Here is a 17,113-nt window from a genome sequence, read left to right as displayed (position 1 = left end):
CTAGCCTGCTAATAAATTTTCCACGGGATAGATGAAGCCAGACTCCACTAATGATTCATACATAGTTGCTGTTTTAACGAATTGTACTTTTCGCAGGTCATCTCCATTTAGCTGCCCCCAATTAGAAGATTTTACCAATGCCATTTTTGGTCGATTATTTTTTGGTTTTTGCTCTTGTTCTGTGATTGTCATTAAACTGGTAACTGCATGCACCACTTGAATGAGCGTTAAATTTGGATTGTTTTGGATTGATTCGGCAATCAATGGCAAGGCAATATCTTGATTAATGCCCATTGCGGTTAATGCTTTTAATGCACTTGTCGCAAAACCAGACTCTTCCGCATCCCCAGTTTCGACAATTATGGGTTTTGTTACCGTTTGCTTTTTTAAGTGGTCGAAGGTATTTAGCAGTTTTCCTTCGATATCAGGCAAAACTAGGTCAGCGCACTCTCGGAGCTTTCGTTCATTATTTTCTCTCAAAGCCTCCAACATTGGACCCACGGTTGAAAACTCCTCCTCGAATACGTCTTCCAAAAGCTCAACGGAAATGAATTCATCGTCCGCGGACTGAGCAAGCAAAATTGAGCGTGCTTGCGCCAAACAGAACAACTTTACGACTATATCGGCAATACCCTGTGATAGTTCATAGAGCTTATTTCTAATCGCTTCATTTAGTGGCTGCATATTTCTCAACCACTGAAATGACCACATTTCATCGATAAAATCATCCCAACTTTCATCATACGGCATTCGGTTCCAAACGATACTGCCTTCGCCCGATGCCCTTCTTGCTTGACGAAATTCACCGGCAAAAATAGGCAAAGCCTTTGGTGTGCCGACCAATATCACTGACACCCCTATGGTATTTACCAAGGTAACCAAAAAGTTGATCATCTTTTTTTCGCCGCCACTTTTAGCAAGGTTCATATGTTGAAACTCATCAATCACCAACAAACCTACTGCATGAATAAGGCATAGGTTGGCAAGTTCGGCAATCAACTTACCAATGCTAGGACGTCCGGAACCAATCTTTTGTCGGTAATTTGTATTAAGCCGACGATCTAAAGCCATAAAAAATCTATAGCAAAACTCAGTCAGCGTCCCATCGTGCGGACAATCCACTTTTATCCAGGGTATTTGGATCAAATTATAATCAGGGTGATAAATTACTTTCGGATAGGTTTTTAAAATTATGTTAAAAGTCGTCGATTTACCCGTACCAGAAATACCTACAACAGACATTGAAGACGCAGTTGAATCTACATCGTCATGAACGTATACTTCCAAATCCTGCTTTATGATCTTTTGATAGCAGTTATTGAGATGTTTTTTAAAGTCGGGATATTTTGGGTTTCTACCCAGATAACCCTGTCGAATCAGTAATGAGAGTTTTCGCTCCAGATGAAGATGCGTTGTGAGCGGTTGAAAGAAATTCTTGGTTAGCCGACTAATTACATGTACTCGAATGTGGCCCGGTAAATATTTTTCTACTTCGCTGATACTGGGCCGTTGAGTCAGTAGCTTCACGACACTATACTCATCCATAATTGGTGGTAAAGCTGCGATACATGGATTTTCAGCATATTCAGGTAATCCAGGATCGATATAGTTCGCTTCCGGAAATCTAGTCTGAGTTTCATTATTCATCCTGAGAGTCCTCCTTTAGCAAGTCTTTCAACCTTGTTGGTAGTTTAAAACTCACTCGACGAGATTCTTCCTCCCGAATGGGAATCACGTTATCATGTAAGGCAGTTTTTGCCGCTTCACCGTTAATTGCTTTTTTAGTACGCTCATATTGGCGTTCAGCTTTTTTATTGTCCTTTATCCCTCTTACCCTCTCTAGCTTGGTTTTCTTCTTCACAGCTGGCTGATTGTCCCTTGATTGCTTAGCTATTGCTTCGAGTTCAGTGACCAAATTTACTGATCCGGCTCGTTTCGTAAGTTTGGATACAGCAGCTGTCTCCGCTTTAACATCATTTCGATTCCAAACCTCCCAAATTGTTAAATCTCGATATTCCCGACTACGTTCGGTCAATTCGGCTTCGATGTACTCGGAGAATGAATCGTTAGACCGGATGTAAATTTTGTTAATAGAGTAAAAATCGTAAGCAACAATGACGATTTTCGATCCTTTGTAATTTCCTTCGAACCACCCAAATTCAATTGCTGCTTTACAGCTGAAATAACAACCAAAGAGCCGTAGACCGTGCTCAGTGATAGTGGCTTTTGAATGCGGAAAAAGATTAACGCGAACTAAGTCTTCCGCTGGTCGTCGTAATCGCCCAGTTCGATATTCAATTCCCCAATTCCAAAGGGTTAAGGGATGGTGCGGTAAAGTTGGCGGCACATCCTGGTCAGGGTCATAAGTCGAAACAATGTGCTCATTGTTATAAAAGAGGACTATGCGAATGATCATTTGGATAAACTCTTTCAGGGTATGAATACCATCCTGACGATAGTCTTTTCCATGCCGCTTTTTACCTATAGGGTTCTTCGTTACATAGCCTTCTACAAATGGTTTCATCTTCGTTTGCGAAGTCCGAAAGAACCGCTCAACTATTCCTTTCCAATCGGCTCTATAGGGCGGTGTATTTTCAATGTTGATGTTGAACGCCTTGCTCATGACTTCAACATGGCGGCCTAACATTTCACCACGATCACCTATTAACGCCTCTGACAAACCTACTGTAGGCCACAAGTCGTCTGTAATGTCTATCCCAAAACTTTTACAATACGCCACCTTATCGCAGGCAGCATTAATCAATGCTTCCATCGCACTGACCCAAGATGGGTTTTCAAGGCCGACATATAATCCAACAATTGCACGGCTAAAAACATCAACGACAAAGTAAACCGTTGGCCGACCGACAATTTCTTCGCGATCTCTTTCAGAAACTAAATAGACATCAGCAATCGTAGCATCAATCTGGTATCGACTTCCTGGCCCTGCTACTTCGGCGGTAGAAGTGCCCAAAACTGGGCGAAAATCTTTCAGGTAGTTTATTTCCCCCTCTCGTTTTCGAGTGACTTCAATAGGCGAATATTCCTTCTCATAAAAATATCGGAACTGGCGCTCGGTGGGCACTTCAAGAATATCTTCCGGCTTGCAGGGTTTTGGCACACCATAGGCTATTAGCACCTGATTGTAAGCATAATCAAATTCGTACTTACCCTCATGCAGCAAACATTTTTCAATCGCCACCCTAAATATCAATCGAATTTGTTCATCGACATTAATGCCTGTGCCAGGCGAACGAGTTCTTGGTGCGCCTCTTTTTTTATCACCCGCACCTTTGGTTTTCCCAGCACCCCCACAGTTTTCAAAACGACCGCGCAACGCATTCCTACAAAGCCCAAATTGCCAGTACCGGCGCAACCAACGATAAAGAGTTTGCTTTGTAGCCCCACTAGCTTCGAGTACCTTATTAAACAAAGGGCCTCTTGTTTTACGGTAGTATATTTCTGGCTCTCGGATCACAATCTCTTTGATCGCATTCCAAGCTTTAGCTTGGACTTGCTCGGCCAATGATCCTGGTGGAGGCGAATTAAGGGCCAGAGATATATGCGGATCATCAATCGCTTTCAGAGAACCTTTTGCCATCAAGTGTTCTAACTCACTTTTTGGAGCTAATTTAGGCAGTGCTTTGTCATCGTCAATATCGATCCAAAATACGATTTGCATATTTGACCAAAGCACTCTAATCCGCTGACTTTCAAGCGAATAAACATCATTTGGCATAAACATATTCATGTTCCCCTGAAAGCCAGTGTTCGGATACCATAAGGTTGCTCGTCTTGAGCGATTTATGATTAATGCTGTTCATATCCCAGTAAAATGCTCGTTGTGCGAGTAAATGTCTCAGGTATGAAAGGTGTGATCCAATAGGCTTATTTTGATTCTCATCGAGCAATTTCATTACATTTGCAATTTTATCTCCAGGATATGTCTCGATTGCATACTGTACTTGCTCAAAAATCAGCATTTGATCAGATTTTTGTAAATCGAAGCTATGAATATGTGGAATTAACCATTTTATGTTTTGAATTAAAGTATGCGGTACCTCGTTTTCGGTAAATATGAACCACTGAATCTGTTCTCCCTCCCAAAACCGCTTTTCAATTTCTTGTTTTTCTATAACTCGAGGGTCTTCAAGGTCATCTCGATATTTAACTGAAATGGCTTGAGTTGAAAGTTTCCCATCCATTTTCAAATCAATCAGCAGGTCAGTAGTCATTACTTGATTAACACCTTTGGCTGCAGGGTGTTTTATACCTGTTCGATTCGCGATATTGATAGTTTTTTCAGGATTTAGTGGGAATTGCTCGCGAATATCAACGACAGATTCATGCCAGTCGAAAAGCACAAACGCCGCTAACTCTAAATCTGAGAGTAGATGAACTACCCGACCGTGGGTAATTGAAGGTCTTCGGTGAACACGCCCTTTGCTAGGCACATCACGAACTGTCAAAAAAGGCTTATAGTGTTTGCCGTATCCTTGACCGCGACCTTCTTTGAATCGCTTAATGATTGATGCGTCTAGTAAGTCGGCGACTGTCTTAGGAAATGGGTTAAGAAACGAAGCCATGGTAGGTGTCCTAAGCTATTCCGATAGACTTAGTTTAACTTAGTACACCTTAAGGATGATACTTTTTTGTTTAGTATGACTCTTTATTGTAAGTATGATACTTTAATGTCAATTTACACAACAAACGACGGTTTAGCCACCGCCTATTCAACCGTCACCGATTTCGCTAGATTTCTGGGCTGATCGACATCGGTACCCTTTAAAACGGCAACATGGTAGGACAGAAGTTGTAACGGAACGGTGTACACAATTGGCGATATTTCATTGTCCACTTGCGGAATCTTTAATATCTGGATATTGCTGTCGGCAACCGCAGACAAAGTCTCATCCATGAACACAATCAATTGACCGCCGCGTGCGCTAACTTCTTGTATATTGGATTTTAATTTTTCCAATAGGCTGTTGTTCGGTGCCACGGTGATAACGGGCATGTCCGCGTCAATCAGTGCCAACGGGCCATGTTTCAATTCACCAGCGGGATAAGCTTCCGCATGAATGTAGGAAATTTCCTTGAGCTTTAAGGCGCCTTCCATCGCTATCGGATAATGCGTTCCTCTGCCGAGAAATAAGGCATTTTGTTTTTCTGCGAATTGCTCCGATAAGGCTTTAATTTGGTCGTCAAGTCGCAAGACTTTTTCAATTTTCCCTGGCAAGGTGAACAGTTCCGAGGTCAATTTTTTTTCCATGGCTTCACCCAGTTGAAACCGTCTCCCCACTGCAATCACCAGTAACATCAGGGTGACTAGCTGGGTTGTGAAGGCTTTAGTTGATGCGACACCAATCTCAGGGCCGGCACGGGTCATCATGACCAGATCAGATTCCCGTACGAGTGAGCTTTCTGGTACATTGCAGATGGCTAGTGAATGTTTGGCGCCCAATTTTTTGGCTTCCAGCAATGCCGCCAATGTGTCTGCTGTCTCACCGGACTGGGAAATAGTGACAATTAAGGTATCTGGAGCTAATACTGGATTTCTGTAACGGAATTCGCTGGCGACTTCTATATTACAAGGAACTCTTGCCAGCTCTTCAAGCCAGTATCGGGCAACTAAGCCAGCATGGTAACTAGTGCCACAAGCCAGTATTAAAATCGCTTTGGTGCTGTCAAAAATGGCTGCGGCATTATGGCCAAATGAGTTTTCCTGCAAACGGTTATTGATGAAACGGCCTTCTAATGTTTGCGAAATAGCAAATGGCTGTTCATAAATTTCTTTCAGCATGTAATGACGGTATTCGCCTTTTTCCGCCGCTTCCGCCGTAAGTTGGCTTTCTTTGACAGGCCGACTCACGATGTTGTCATCTTTATCGTAGATAACTACTTCATTAATACTTATGACAGCAACATCGCCATCCTCCAGGAACATAAACCGTTGGGTAACAGGCAACAATGCCGCCACATCCGAGGCAATGAAGTGTTCGCCGATACCCACGCCAATTACTAAAGGGCTACCTTTTCTACAAGCTATCAAGGTATCAGGATGATCTGTACACATGATGCCTAAGGCATAGGCACCTTCTAATTTTGTTAAGGACTGTTTGACGGCCTCGACAAAATTACCTGATGTCTCAATTGCGTCAAATATTTGGTGAACAATAACTTCGGTATCCGTTTGCGAGGTGAATAAATGGCCATCTTCAGTTTGTTGGCTTCTTAGTTCTTCGTGATTTTCAATGATGCCATTGTGTACAACGGTCACTTTATTCCGGCAAATATGGGGATGTGCATTCGCGGTGCTGGGTTTTCCGTGCGTCGCCCAACGGGTATGCGCGATACCGATATGCCCTGATATGGGATCGGCTTGCAACAAAGCCTCTAAACCCTTGACCTTACCTAATTCCCGTTTCCGGTAAATCTCGTTGTTATGGATAACAGCCAAACCTGCTGAATCATAACCTCGGTATTCGAGCCGCTTAAGGCCCTCCAACAAGATAGGAACAACGTTTCTTTGCGCTATGCCGCCGACAATTCCACACATATTATTTTTCCTGTTAGCTTTGTTTCTTTTCTGGACGTTGCCAGCCTGAAATTGAAACCTGTTTTACCCGGCTCAATGTTAATTGATTTTCTGGACTATCTTTTGTGATGGTTGAACCAGCACCTATGGTGGCATTTTTACCTACCGTAACTGGAGCAACCAATTGCGTATCTGAACCGATAAATGCGCCGTCTTCAATAATTGTCCTGAATTTATTGACTCCATCATAGTTGCAGGTAATCGTCCCTGCACCAATATTGACGTTGCTGCCCACAGTGGTATCGCCAATATAACTTAAGTGATTGATTTTGCTTTTCTCAGCAACGTCTGACTTTTTTATTTCGACAAAGTTGCCAATATGGACGTTATTTGCCAAAACCGTGTCTGGTCGCAATCTGGCGAATGGCCCAATTCTGCTACCCGCGCCTATGACCGCATTTTCTATGATGCAATTATCAAGAATTTCTACATGGTCGCCTATAATGGAATTTATAATCCGGGTGTTCGCACCTATGGTGACGTTGCTCCCTATTCTATTGTTTCCTTCTAAGATGACATTGATATCAATGTCGATATCTTGCCCTAACGATTCGACGCAACCCCTTAAATCAAATCGTAATGGATCACGCAAGGTAACCCCTTGTTCCATTAAACTATCGGCTTGCTCTTTTTGGAAAATTCGTTCTAAATGGCTGAGCTGCATTCGGTTATTAACACCCATTACCTCATCTTCGGTACTCGGCTGATTAGTTATTACTTTTATTTTTTCGCCTACGGCCATTTCGATAATGTCCGTCAAATAGTACTCGCCTTGAGCATTGTTATTAGTAAGCCTGATCAACCATGATTTTAATTTACCGCCTTTCACCGCCATGATGCCAGTATTGACTTCCTTGATTAATTTTTCGTCATTGGAAGCATCTTTTTCTTCGACAATTTTTTGTACCTGTCCAGAGGAATCCCTTACTATCCTGCCGTAACCTTTAGGATTGGTAAGGTTAACCGTAAGCAAGCCTAAGGACTTTTCATTTACATTTGCCAATAAGGTTTGCACTGTCGTCAATTTCAGTAAAGGCACGTCTCCATACAGTATCAACACGGTATCAGCATCGCCGATCTGGTCAGCGGCCTGTTGCACTGCGTGACCTGTCCCTAGCTGTTGCTTTTGCTCAATCCAACGGGATTCCAAGTGTTTTAAACTGTCTCTAACTAAGTCTGCGCCATGCCCATAAACTATCGTTATCTTGTTATTAGCTAACTGTTTGCTCATGTCGTAAACATGCTGCAATAACGGTCTATCGGCAATTTTGTGCATGATTTTGGGAATTTCTGAGCGCATCCGTGTGCCTTTACCGGCTGCCAAAATAATCGTCATAATATTCATTTAACCTCCTAAACAAAAAAGCCCGACAACGAATCTACTCCGCTATCGGGCTTGTACAGAAATTTCTGGAACGCCATTTCAGATAGCGCAATCAACTACCGCGCTTTCTGAGCCGATCCAAGGTTCTTAGCTGCATAATCGCTTCCGCCAACTTTGCTTGGGCGGTTACGTAATCTATTTTACCGGACTTATCTGCCAAGGCTTCCTCAGCTCTTATTTTCGCTTCGATGGCGGCGGCTTCATCTATGTCTTTCGCCCTAATTGCAGTATCCGCCAACACGGTAACCAAATGCGGCTGCACTTCCAGCATTCCACCGGAAACGTAGAAAGGGTAGCTTTCTGTTTCACTGACTTTAACGCGCACTTCGCCCGGCTTTAAGCGGGTAATGAACGGCGCGTGACGAGGCGAAATACCTACCTCGCCCAGTTCAGCAGGTGCAAATACCATTTCCGCCAAGCCAGAAAATATTTCCTTTTCTGCACTAACGATGTCTACATGTACGGTCATGACCATAATTTTCTCTGCGGTACGTCAGCTTATTTCATGTTTTTCGCTTTTTCCAGCACTTCTTCTATCGTGCCGACCATGTAAAACGCCTGCTCTGGAATAGCATCATATTCCCCGTCAATAATACCTTTGAAACCTGCTATTGTATCTTTAAGGGAAACATATTTTCCTGGTGATCCGGTAAAGACTTCGGCAACAAAGAACGGTTGCGACAAGAAGCGTTGCATTTTACGCGCCCTGGATACCGTCAATTTGTCTTCTTCGGAAAGCTCGTCCATACCCAAAATGGCGATAATATCGCGCAACTCTTTATAACGTTGCAAGATGCCTTGCACTTTTCGGGCAACATCATAATGCTCTTGTCCGATCACTAATGGATCAAGCTGGCGGCTGGTTGAATCTAAAGGATCAATCGCCGGGTAAATACCTAACTCAGCGATTTGTCGGGACAATACCACGGTCGCATCCAAATGCGCGAATGTTGTTGCTGGCGAAGGATCGGTCAAGTCGTCCGCTGGTACGTAAACCGCTTGGATTGAGGTGATAGATCCTGTCTTGGTTGAAGTGATACGTTCTTGCAACACACCCATTTCTTCCGCAAGTGTCGGTTGATAACCTACCGCAGAAGGCATACGGCCTAATAACGCAGATACTTCCGTTCCTGCCAGTGTATAACGGTAAATATTGTCCACGAAGAACAATACATCACGGCCTTCATCGCGGAAGTATTCCGCCATTGTCAAGCCGGTCAATGCGACGCGCAGCCTGTTTCCAGGTGGCTCGTTCATCTGTCCGTAAACCAGCGACACCTTGTCGATAACATTGGAGTCGGTCATTTCGTGGTAGAAGTCATTCCCTTCACGAGTACGTTCACCGACACCCGCAAACACTGAATAACCGCTGTGTTCGATAGCGATATTACGGATAAGCTCCATCATGTTGACGGTCTTGCCTACACCAGCACCACCGAACAAGCCGACTTTACCGCCCTTGGTGAAAGGGCAAACTAAGTCGATAACCTTAATGCCGGTTTCCAATAATTCATTGGCTGCTGCTTGGTCTGCATAACTGGGTGCTTCGCGGTGAATCCCCCATTTGACTTTTTCGCCAATCGGACCTTTTTCGTCTATCGGTTGACCCAGCACGTTCATGATACGGCCTAAGGTTTCTTTACCCACTGGCACGGCAATCGGTGCTTTGGTATTGCTTACGGACAAACCACGACTTAAACCGTCAGTACTACCCATAGCGATAGTCCTTACCACGCCATCGCCTAATTGTTGCTGGACTTCCAGCACCAAGTCTTTACCTTCTACGTTTAACGCATCATAAACCTTAGGCATATCTTCGCGTGAAAATTCCACGTCAACAACCGCACCTATGATCTGAACGACTTTACCCAAACTCATTGAGTTATCCTCTTAAATAATAATTCGCTTTGCTATGCTTAAACCGCTGCCGCACCGGCTACGATTTCTGAAATTTCCTGAGTGATCGCGGCCTGTCTGGCCTTGTTATAAATCAGTTGCAATTCTTTGATAAGATTTCCGGCATTATCGGATGCACTCTTCATCGCCACCATACGAGCAGCTTGCTCACAGGCATTGTTTTCTACTAAGCCTTGGTAGACGATGGATTCTATATATCGGGTAAGCAAATGATCGAGGACTTCCTTGGCATCCGGCTCATAGATATAGTCCCAATGTCCGCTTAAAGTTTCCTCGATATCATCTGCAACAACAGGCAACATCCTATTAACAGTTGGATGTTGTGTCATGGTATTGACAAATTCGTTGTTGACTACATACAACTCGTCGATACGACCTTCGACATAAGCATCTAACATGATCTTGATAATACCGACAATATCATTCAAGTGCGGTGCATCACCCAGCTTTACGACTTGTCCAACCAAATGGGTTTTCAAGTTGCCAAAGAAACCGGAAGCTTTTGTGCCTATCGTGCAAACATCGACTTCGACCCCAGCTTTTTCCCACTCTATTAGGTAGGTCAGGGTTTTTCTGAAGAGGTTTGCATTCAGTCCGCCGCACAATCCCCTATCCGAGCTAACTACGATAATTCCCACACGCTTGACTTCACGTTGAACGAGAAAACCGTGCTTATATTCAGGATTGGCATGCGCCAAGTGCTTGATAATCTGCCCAATTCTTTTTGAATAAGGCCGCGTTGCTTGCATCCTGTCCTTGGTTTTACGCATTTTACTGGCCGCAACCATTTCCATTGCACGCGTGATCTTTTGCGTATTTTTAATACTGGCGATCTTACTTCGTATTTCTTTACCAACAGCCATTAGAAACCCTTGTTACCAACTGTGCGTTTTAACGAAAGATTCAATAGCGGTCTTCATGCCTTGCTTAATATCATCTGAAAAATCGCCCGTCGTATTGATGGTGTCCATCAAGGCGGCATGTTCCGATTTCATGTAAGACAATAATGATGCTTCAAAGGCTAGGACTTTGTTGACTTCCACGGCATCCAAAAAGCCTTCATTGGCGGCAAATAGTGATACTGCCATTTGGGCAACCGACATAGGCGAATACTGATTTTGCTTCATCAATTCGGTAACACGTTGACCGCGTTCTATCTGCTTGCGTGTGCTTTCATCCAAGTCCGAAGCAAATTGGGCGAAGGCTGCTAACTCGCGGTATTGCGCTAAATCTAAGCGAGTTCCACCGCCCAGTTTTTTGATAATTTTGGTTTGTGCAGCGCCACCAACCCGTGATACCGATAATCCGGCGTTAACAGCAGGACGAATGCCTGAGTTAAACAGGTTGCTTTCTAAAAAGATCTGTCCGTCCGTAATCGAAATTACGTTGGTAGGTACGAAAGCCGACACGTCACCACCTTGAGTTTCGATGATTGGTAATGCGGTGAGCGATCCGGTTTTGCCTTTCACTTTTCCGCCCGTCAGTTTTTCAACTTCGGCGGCGTTAATGCGGGAAGCCCGCTCCAACAAGCGTGAATGCAAATAAAACACGTCGCCTGGATACGCTTCACGGCCTGGTGGACGACGGAGTAGCAATGATACTTGACGATAAGCCCAGGCTTGTTTAGTCAAATCATCATAAATAATAAGTGCGTCTTCGCCGCAATCCCTGAAGTATTCACCCATTGAGCAACCTGTGTAAGGCGCAATGAACTGCAATGCAGCAGATTCTGAAGCAGAGGCTACGACAACAATGGTGTGATCCATTGCGCCATGTTCTTCTAGCTTGCGTACCACGTTAGCAATGGATGAACGTTTTTGCCCTATTGCCACATAAATACATTTAATGCCTGTGCCTTTTTGGTTAATGATGGCATCAATGGCAATAGCTGTTTTTCCAGTTTGGCGGTCACCGATAATCAATTCGCGCTGGCCTCTACCGATTGGAATCATCGCATCAATAGATTTCAACCCTGTCTGCACTGGCTGGTCTACCGATTGCCGCGCAATTACACCTGGGGCAATTTTTTCGATAGGTGCGGTTTCAGTGGTCGCGATAGCGCCTTTACCGTCAATGGGGTTGCCCAAAGCATCAACAACGCGCCCTAATAATGCCCGTCCGATAGGGACTTCCAGAATTTTTCCGGTACATTTGACGGTGTCGCCTTCTGAAATGTGCTGATAAGCACCCAGGACAACCGCACCGACGGAATCCCTTTCCAGGTTGAGCGCCATACCAAAAGCATTGCCTGGGAATTCCAGCATTTCGCCCTGCATGGCTTGGGACAGGCCATGAATCCGCACGATACCATCGGTCACACTGACAACAGTGCCTTCCGTGTGGGATTCTGCGCTAAGATCAAAGTTTTCGATCTTCTTTTTTATCAGATCACTGATTTCAGATGGATTTAATTGCATGTTCTATTTCTCACTCTTACAGTAGAGCCTTTTGCAAATTTTGGAGTTGACCTCTAACGGAACCATCAATAACACGGTCGCCGGCTCGTACCAGGACACCGCCTATTAATGATTTATCCAAGGTCACATTCATGTGAACTCTTTTGCTTAATGTTTTTTCCAAGGTTGCAGCAAACTTTTGTTGCGACTCTTTGGTAAAATCGAAAGCGGTTAATACTTCGACGGCAATATAACCTTCATCTTCGGCCTTTTGCTCTTCAAAAAGCCTAGCGATGTCGGGCAATAAGGCCAATCTATTATTTTGTAGTAACAATTGCAGGAAATTGACACCTTCGTTGTCGATTTGTCCTTTGCTAACATCAAGCAACAGCTCGGTAAGCTTGTCCTTCTTGACTTTCGGATTGTCGACCAACACCGATATTTCTTTGCTGCCAATAACTGCCGACATAAAAGCCAAGTTTTCCGACCACTTTGCAGCGGAGGCGGTTTCTTTGGCTCGCTTAAACACCGCAGAAGCATAAGGTCTCGCTAAGGTTGCCAATTCGCTCATTATCTGACCTATAACCTCTTCGAGATTTTATTGACGATCTCTTGATGCTTGGTCTTGTCGATTTCCGCAACCAAAATTTGTTCTGCTGCGGCGACGGCCAAGGCTGCAACTTCTTTACGCAAGGTTTCCTTACTGTGCTGTACTTCTTGATCTATCTGCGCTTTTGCTGCAAGAATCAAGCGGTCGCCTTCTTTTTTCGCTGTGTTTTTGGATTCTTCAACGATCTCGTTAGCTTGCCTTTGTGCCAAACTTACAATGTCAGATGATTGGTCTTTAGCGGTTTTTAAAAGACCCTTGGCTTTTTTCTCAGCCAACAGCATGTCTTCATGGCCTTTTTCAGCCGCCGCCAAACCTTCGGCAATTTTCTTTTTACGCTCTTCTAAAGCGGCAAATAATACCGGCCAGACATACTCCATCACAAACCAAACAAGGAGTGCAAATGTAATTATTTGACCAATCAGAGTAATATTGATACTCATGAACCGTTCCTCGCGTGACTGTTATTAAAAAACCTTAGCCCGCAGCCGCTGCCTGTACCGCTGACAAGAATGGGTTCGCAAAAGTAAAGAACAGCGCCAAACCAACACCGATCATAGTCACAGCATCCAGCAAACCAGCAACAATGAACATTTTGACCTGTAACATCGGCACCATTTCTGGTTGACGTGCTGCGCCTTCCAGGAATTTTCCACCCAATAGACCAAAGCCGATAGCGGTTCCCAATGCGCCCATACCCAAAACCAGACCGACAGCAATCGCGGTCATACCTTGTACATCGGCGATTAATTTAGCAATTTCCATGACAACTCCAAACGTAGTGTAATTAAAAGTAAGTTATAAATAGTTAATGGGCTTCTTCGTGCGCCATGCTTAGGTAGACGATAGTCAACACCATAAAAATAAAGGCTTGCAACGTGATAATTAATATATGAAATATTGCCCAAGGTAAGCTCAATACAGGCTGGAGATACGCAGGCAATAAAGCAATCAACATAAATATCAATTCACCTGCATACAGGTTACCAAATAACCGAAGTGCAAGTGAAATCGGCTTCGCCAGATATTCGACAAAGTTAAGCAGTAGGTTAAACGGGATCAACAACCAATGATTAAATGGGTGAAACAACAATTCCTTGGAAAAATTCCACAAACCTTTAATTTTTAGGTTGTAAAAAATAATCAGGCAGAACACTGAGATGGATAAGGCGAAAGTTGCGTTTAAATCGGTGCTGGGCACTACCCGTAAATAAGGTATACCCATGACTGAACCAATGGCCGGCAACAGGTCTATAGGGAACAAATCCATGAAGTTGAACAGGAAAACCCAGCAAAAAATGGTCAGGGCGAGTGGTGCAATCAGTTTGCTATGCCCATGAAAGCTGTCTTTTACTTGGGTATCGACGAATTCGACCATCATTTCGACGAAATTTTGCACAAGGCCAGGAACTTCTGTCGTAGCATTTTCTGCCGCTTTCTTAAAGAACCAGACAAACAAGCCACCCAATACAGCCGAAAAAAACAGGGTGTCCAGATGTAATGTCCAAAATCCCTCACCCACGCTTAGTGGGGTCAAGTGATGGATGATATAACCGGTTGCACCTTCTGCGGCGTGAGCTTCGGTAGCCATTGTTCCTCTCAAAAAATATTCAGCGCAGCTTGATTAAATTCACTGCATCTTAATTAAACTCAACGCAGCCCTTTAAATTCACTGCATTAAGAGCGCAAACCAAAAAACCGATAAGGCAGCGATATAACCCGCCATCAACGGTAAAATTTCAATATTTGGGATTTGAAAAATTAACATGAACAGTGCCACTGTCAGCAACAGCTTCACTGATTCACCCACGTAGAAAGACCGTAAGACCTTTCTCGCATCTTGCTCCGCCGATCCAGCTACGCGGAGCGCAAAATACAGATTTGGAATGAAAGCTGCGAACCCGCCTATGGTTGCTGAGAAGGCTTTTTGCCACCCTCCAACACCAAAACCCAAGCTAACAACCGTGATTATCAATACTTGATAACCCAGAATTTTAGCGACAGTAGATGATCCTCTAGCTGCCACAAAACCTCCAAATACATTAGTCGGAGAATTATATCTGTCAGGACGCACTAAATCAAGACAGATAAATAATGACCAGCACCGAAGTGACTTTTGAGGTCTTTTGCTAAAGACCTACCTTCTTAAGAGGTTAAGACTTTAACTCCTGACTTCAATACAGTTTATAAGCCAAGCTCTTCTTCTGGTTATTTAGGTGCATTAGTGTGAATATCAATCTGCATGCCCTTAATCATCATCATGAGCTCGTTTCTTTGCCGTTTTAGCGGCTCAATTTCTGCTTCAAGAGAGGCAATATTTTCCGCTACCGTACCCTTAGACTCGTTCATCTTTTTAAGCATGTGCAACCGATTCTCGATCTGCTTCTTATGGTCTTTAATTTGATGCATCAAAGGCGTCAACACCCCATTACTCCAAGCTGCCGCATCAGCATGTGCCTGTCGGAGAATATTTCTCGCTTTTGCAATCAACGTACTATAAAGCCTGTTAATCACGACACTCTGCTCCGTCATCGTGGTCTTGCTGCTAAGCCGGAAGGCTTCACCTTCCGCGAAGACCTGCTCCAGCTCAAACTGGTACTGTTTAATTGAGAAAAGCTGCGGCTCTATCTCTTTAAAGCCATATTCGTCATGGAATTTTTTGTGTATGGCTTTAACCAGACGGCGGGTTTCGTTGGTAATATCAACCGAATCCTGGAGCAAATCACGCAAATCATCAAACAATTTACGGATATTTTGCTTCATGCCATAAGTTGTCAGGCTTTTGGACATATCATGCTTGGTGTTCCTGATGATGGCATCGATTCTTTCCTTGGAAAAGGAATCAATCAGCATCCTAGCTTGAACATTAAACACTCTGCGACTGGCCTGAAAGTTTTCAATGTTTGACATGTACAGATTTTGTCTGTCACGGGTTTCCGCCATCAACTTGCCGGTCATATCCTGGTTTTGGAAATCAATTTTCTTGAATTCTTCAAGTTGAGAGATTCCGTTTGCTAAAGACGACTCGGTCAAACTCAGCGACTCGTTAACCAAAAACCCAATATCCCTTGTTACTGTTTCCATCAGGATATTACGACGCTGTTTAACGATATCTTCAGCCAGATAATTCTCTAATCCCGCAAGCCTGCTTCTTTCAAGGAGCGCTTTGTCTCCTTTAACCTTGGCAAGCAAGGCTTGCTTGGCAGAAACAGGAAAAATAGCTGCCTCGTCAATTTTTAAGGTTGTCGCCGACGTTTTAACTTGTGATTTTATGGCATCGTGGTAACCCGTATCGCCCGCGAGGTCATCCCACATGGCATCTATTTTATTCATCACCACAGCCAAACCACGCTTGCTGCCGCCACGGGCGTTGCAGACATGATTACGCCACATATCCATATCGCTCTTGGTGACGCCCGTGTCAGCTGCAATAACGAACACGATGGCTTGTGCACTGGGCAACATGCTTAAAGTCAGCTCAGGCTCAGCTCCCAGGGCATTCAATCCAGGAGTATCGAGAATGGTCAAGCCTTCTTTTAACAGAGGATGGGGGAAACTGATTATCGCGTGCCGCCAACAAGGAACCTCCACTTTTTCTGGATTAATAATGCCTTGTTCTGCCGCTTCGCGCTCATTCCATAAACCCAGCTTGTCAGCAAGTTCGCGATCTACCTGCTTAGTGGCAATCAACGCTTTGAATGCTTCTTGCATCTGGGCTGGAGAGTTGCAATCGAGATCAATTTGTTTCCATCTCTCTGGGGTATTTTTGAACTCAGCCATGGAAATATCTTCAAGCCTGCTTTCAATTTCTAACAACCGGATGTAGTCTCCACCCGTTGCATCATGAAAGAGCTCAGTAGGCGACATGGTCGTACGTCCGGGCGAAGATGGCAGCAACCTGAGACCTGTTTCAGCAAAAAACAGGGCGTTGATCAGCTCACTCTTACCTCGTGAAAACTCAGCAACAAAAGCTAGGGTGATGCGATCCGCTTGCAATCCGTTGAGGACATTCAAGATCGTGTTATTACTGTGGGGATCATTCACGTCATAGCGGATACGCCACTGGTGATACATTTCGATACCCTGTATCAATTTTGCCCGCCATAGCGAGTATTCGTGCATTTGTTCTTTAAATTCCATATTACTCATGGCAAGCCCTTGGTTACCGACATGTTTTTGTAAGTAAGGATAGTCAAAATATTAGACGTATT

Annotated in this window: 15 protein-coding genes; all 15 read right to left on the bottom strand. The window is 44.1% G+C overall.

The window, feature by feature from the left end:
- Nucleotides 1-1,647: an ATP-binding protein gene (locus tag ABL924_RS01005; RefSeq protein WP_349025201.1), complete on the bottom strand. Its 1,647-nt coding sequence runs from the start codon at nt 1,645-1,647 to the stop codon at nt 1-3.
- The gene (locus tag ABL924_RS01000; RefSeq protein WP_349025200.1) at nt 1,640-3,751 is read right to left on the bottom strand and encodes a Mu transposase C-terminal domain-containing protein; all 2,112 of its coding nucleotides are present in this window, start codon (nt 3,749-3,751) and stop codon (nt 1,640-1,642) included. Before ABL924_RS01000 ends, ABL924_RS01005 begins: the two co-directional genes overlap by 8 nt.
- Entirely contained in the window at nt 3,729-4,586 is an 858-nt protein-coding gene (locus ABL924_RS00995) for a TnsA endonuclease N-terminal domain-containing protein (protein WP_349025199.1), read from the bottom strand. The genes ABL924_RS01000 and ABL924_RS00995 overlap by 23 nt, the downstream gene beginning before the upstream one ends.
- A 143-nt stretch (nt 4,587-4,729) precedes the next feature.
- Nucleotides 4,730-6,559 (bottom strand): glutamine--fructose-6-phosphate transaminase (isomerizing), encoded by a 1,830-nt coding sequence (gene glmS, locus ABL924_RS00990; RefSeq protein ID WP_349025198.1) that lies wholly within the window; start codon nt 6,557-6,559, stop codon nt 4,730-4,732.
- A gap of 13 nt (nt 6,560-6,572) precedes the next feature.
- Entirely contained in the window at nt 6,573-7,943 is a 1,371-nt protein-coding gene (gene glmU, locus ABL924_RS00985) for a bifunctional UDP-N-acetylglucosamine diphosphorylase/glucosamine-1-phosphate N-acetyltransferase GlmU (RefSeq protein ID WP_349025197.1), read from the bottom strand.
- Nucleotides 7,944-8,034: 91 nt separating this feature from the next.
- Nucleotides 8,035-8,457 carry a F0F1 ATP synthase subunit epsilon gene (locus ABL924_RS00980; protein ID WP_349025196.1) on the bottom strand — a complete coding sequence of 141 codons (423 nt, stop codon included), beginning with the start codon at nt 8,455-8,457 and terminating at the stop codon, nt 8,035-8,037.
- Nucleotides 8,458-8,480: 23 nt separating this feature from the next.
- Nucleotides 8,481-9,860, bottom strand: coding sequence for a F0F1 ATP synthase subunit beta (gene atpD / locus ABL924_RS00975; RefSeq protein WP_349025195.1), 1,380 nt, complete (start codon nt 9,858-9,860; stop codon nt 8,481-8,483).
- 38 nt (nt 9,861-9,898) lie between these two features.
- Nucleotides 9,899-10,762 (bottom strand): F0F1 ATP synthase subunit gamma, encoded by an 864-nt coding sequence (gene atpG / locus ABL924_RS00970; protein WP_349025194.1) that lies wholly within the window; start codon nt 10,760-10,762, stop codon nt 9,899-9,901.
- 12 nt (nt 10,763-10,774) lie between these two features.
- Nucleotides 10,775-12,316, bottom strand: a complete 1,542-nt coding sequence (gene atpA, locus ABL924_RS00965; RefSeq protein ID WP_349020002.1) for a F0F1 ATP synthase subunit alpha — start codon at nt 12,314-12,316, stop codon at nt 10,775-10,777.
- 16 nt (nt 12,317-12,332) lie between these two features.
- Nucleotides 12,333-12,866, bottom strand: coding sequence for a F0F1 ATP synthase subunit delta (locus ABL924_RS00960; protein WP_349025193.1), 534 nt, complete (start codon nt 12,864-12,866; stop codon nt 12,333-12,335).
- 8 nt (nt 12,867-12,874) lie between these two features.
- Nucleotides 12,875-13,345, bottom strand: coding sequence for a F0F1 ATP synthase subunit B (locus ABL924_RS00955; protein ID WP_349025192.1), 471 nt, complete (start codon nt 13,343-13,345; stop codon nt 12,875-12,877).
- 34 nt (nt 13,346-13,379) lie between these two features.
- Nucleotides 13,380-13,649, bottom strand: coding sequence for a F0F1 ATP synthase subunit C (atpE, locus tag ABL924_RS00950; protein ID WP_200922740.1), 270 nt, complete (start codon nt 13,647-13,649; stop codon nt 13,380-13,382).
- Nucleotides 13,650-13,710: 61 nt separating this feature from the next.
- Nucleotides 13,711-14,493, bottom strand: a complete 783-nt coding sequence (gene atpB, locus ABL924_RS00945; protein WP_349020005.1) for a F0F1 ATP synthase subunit A — start codon at nt 14,491-14,493, stop codon at nt 13,711-13,713.
- A 78-nt stretch (nt 14,494-14,571) separates the two neighbouring features.
- Nucleotides 14,572-14,928: an ATP synthase subunit I gene (locus ABL924_RS00940; RefSeq protein WP_349025191.1), complete on the bottom strand. Its 357-nt coding sequence runs from the start codon at nt 14,926-14,928 to the stop codon at nt 14,572-14,574.
- Between the two features lie 182 nt (nt 14,929-15,110).
- Nucleotides 15,111-17,051: a dynamin family protein gene (locus ABL924_RS00935; protein WP_349025190.1), complete on the bottom strand. Its 1,941-nt coding sequence runs from the start codon at nt 17,049-17,051 to the stop codon at nt 15,111-15,113.
- Nucleotides 17,052-17,113: the final 62 nt, after the last annotated feature.

The sequence above is a fragment of the Methyloglobulus sp. genome, from assembly GCF_040079455.1.
Classification (GTDB): domain Bacteria; phylum Pseudomonadota; class Gammaproteobacteria; order Methylococcales; family Methylomonadaceae; genus Methyloglobulus.
Note: the sequence above shows the minus strand (reverse complement) of the source record. Positions and strands in the feature narration are given on the sequence as shown.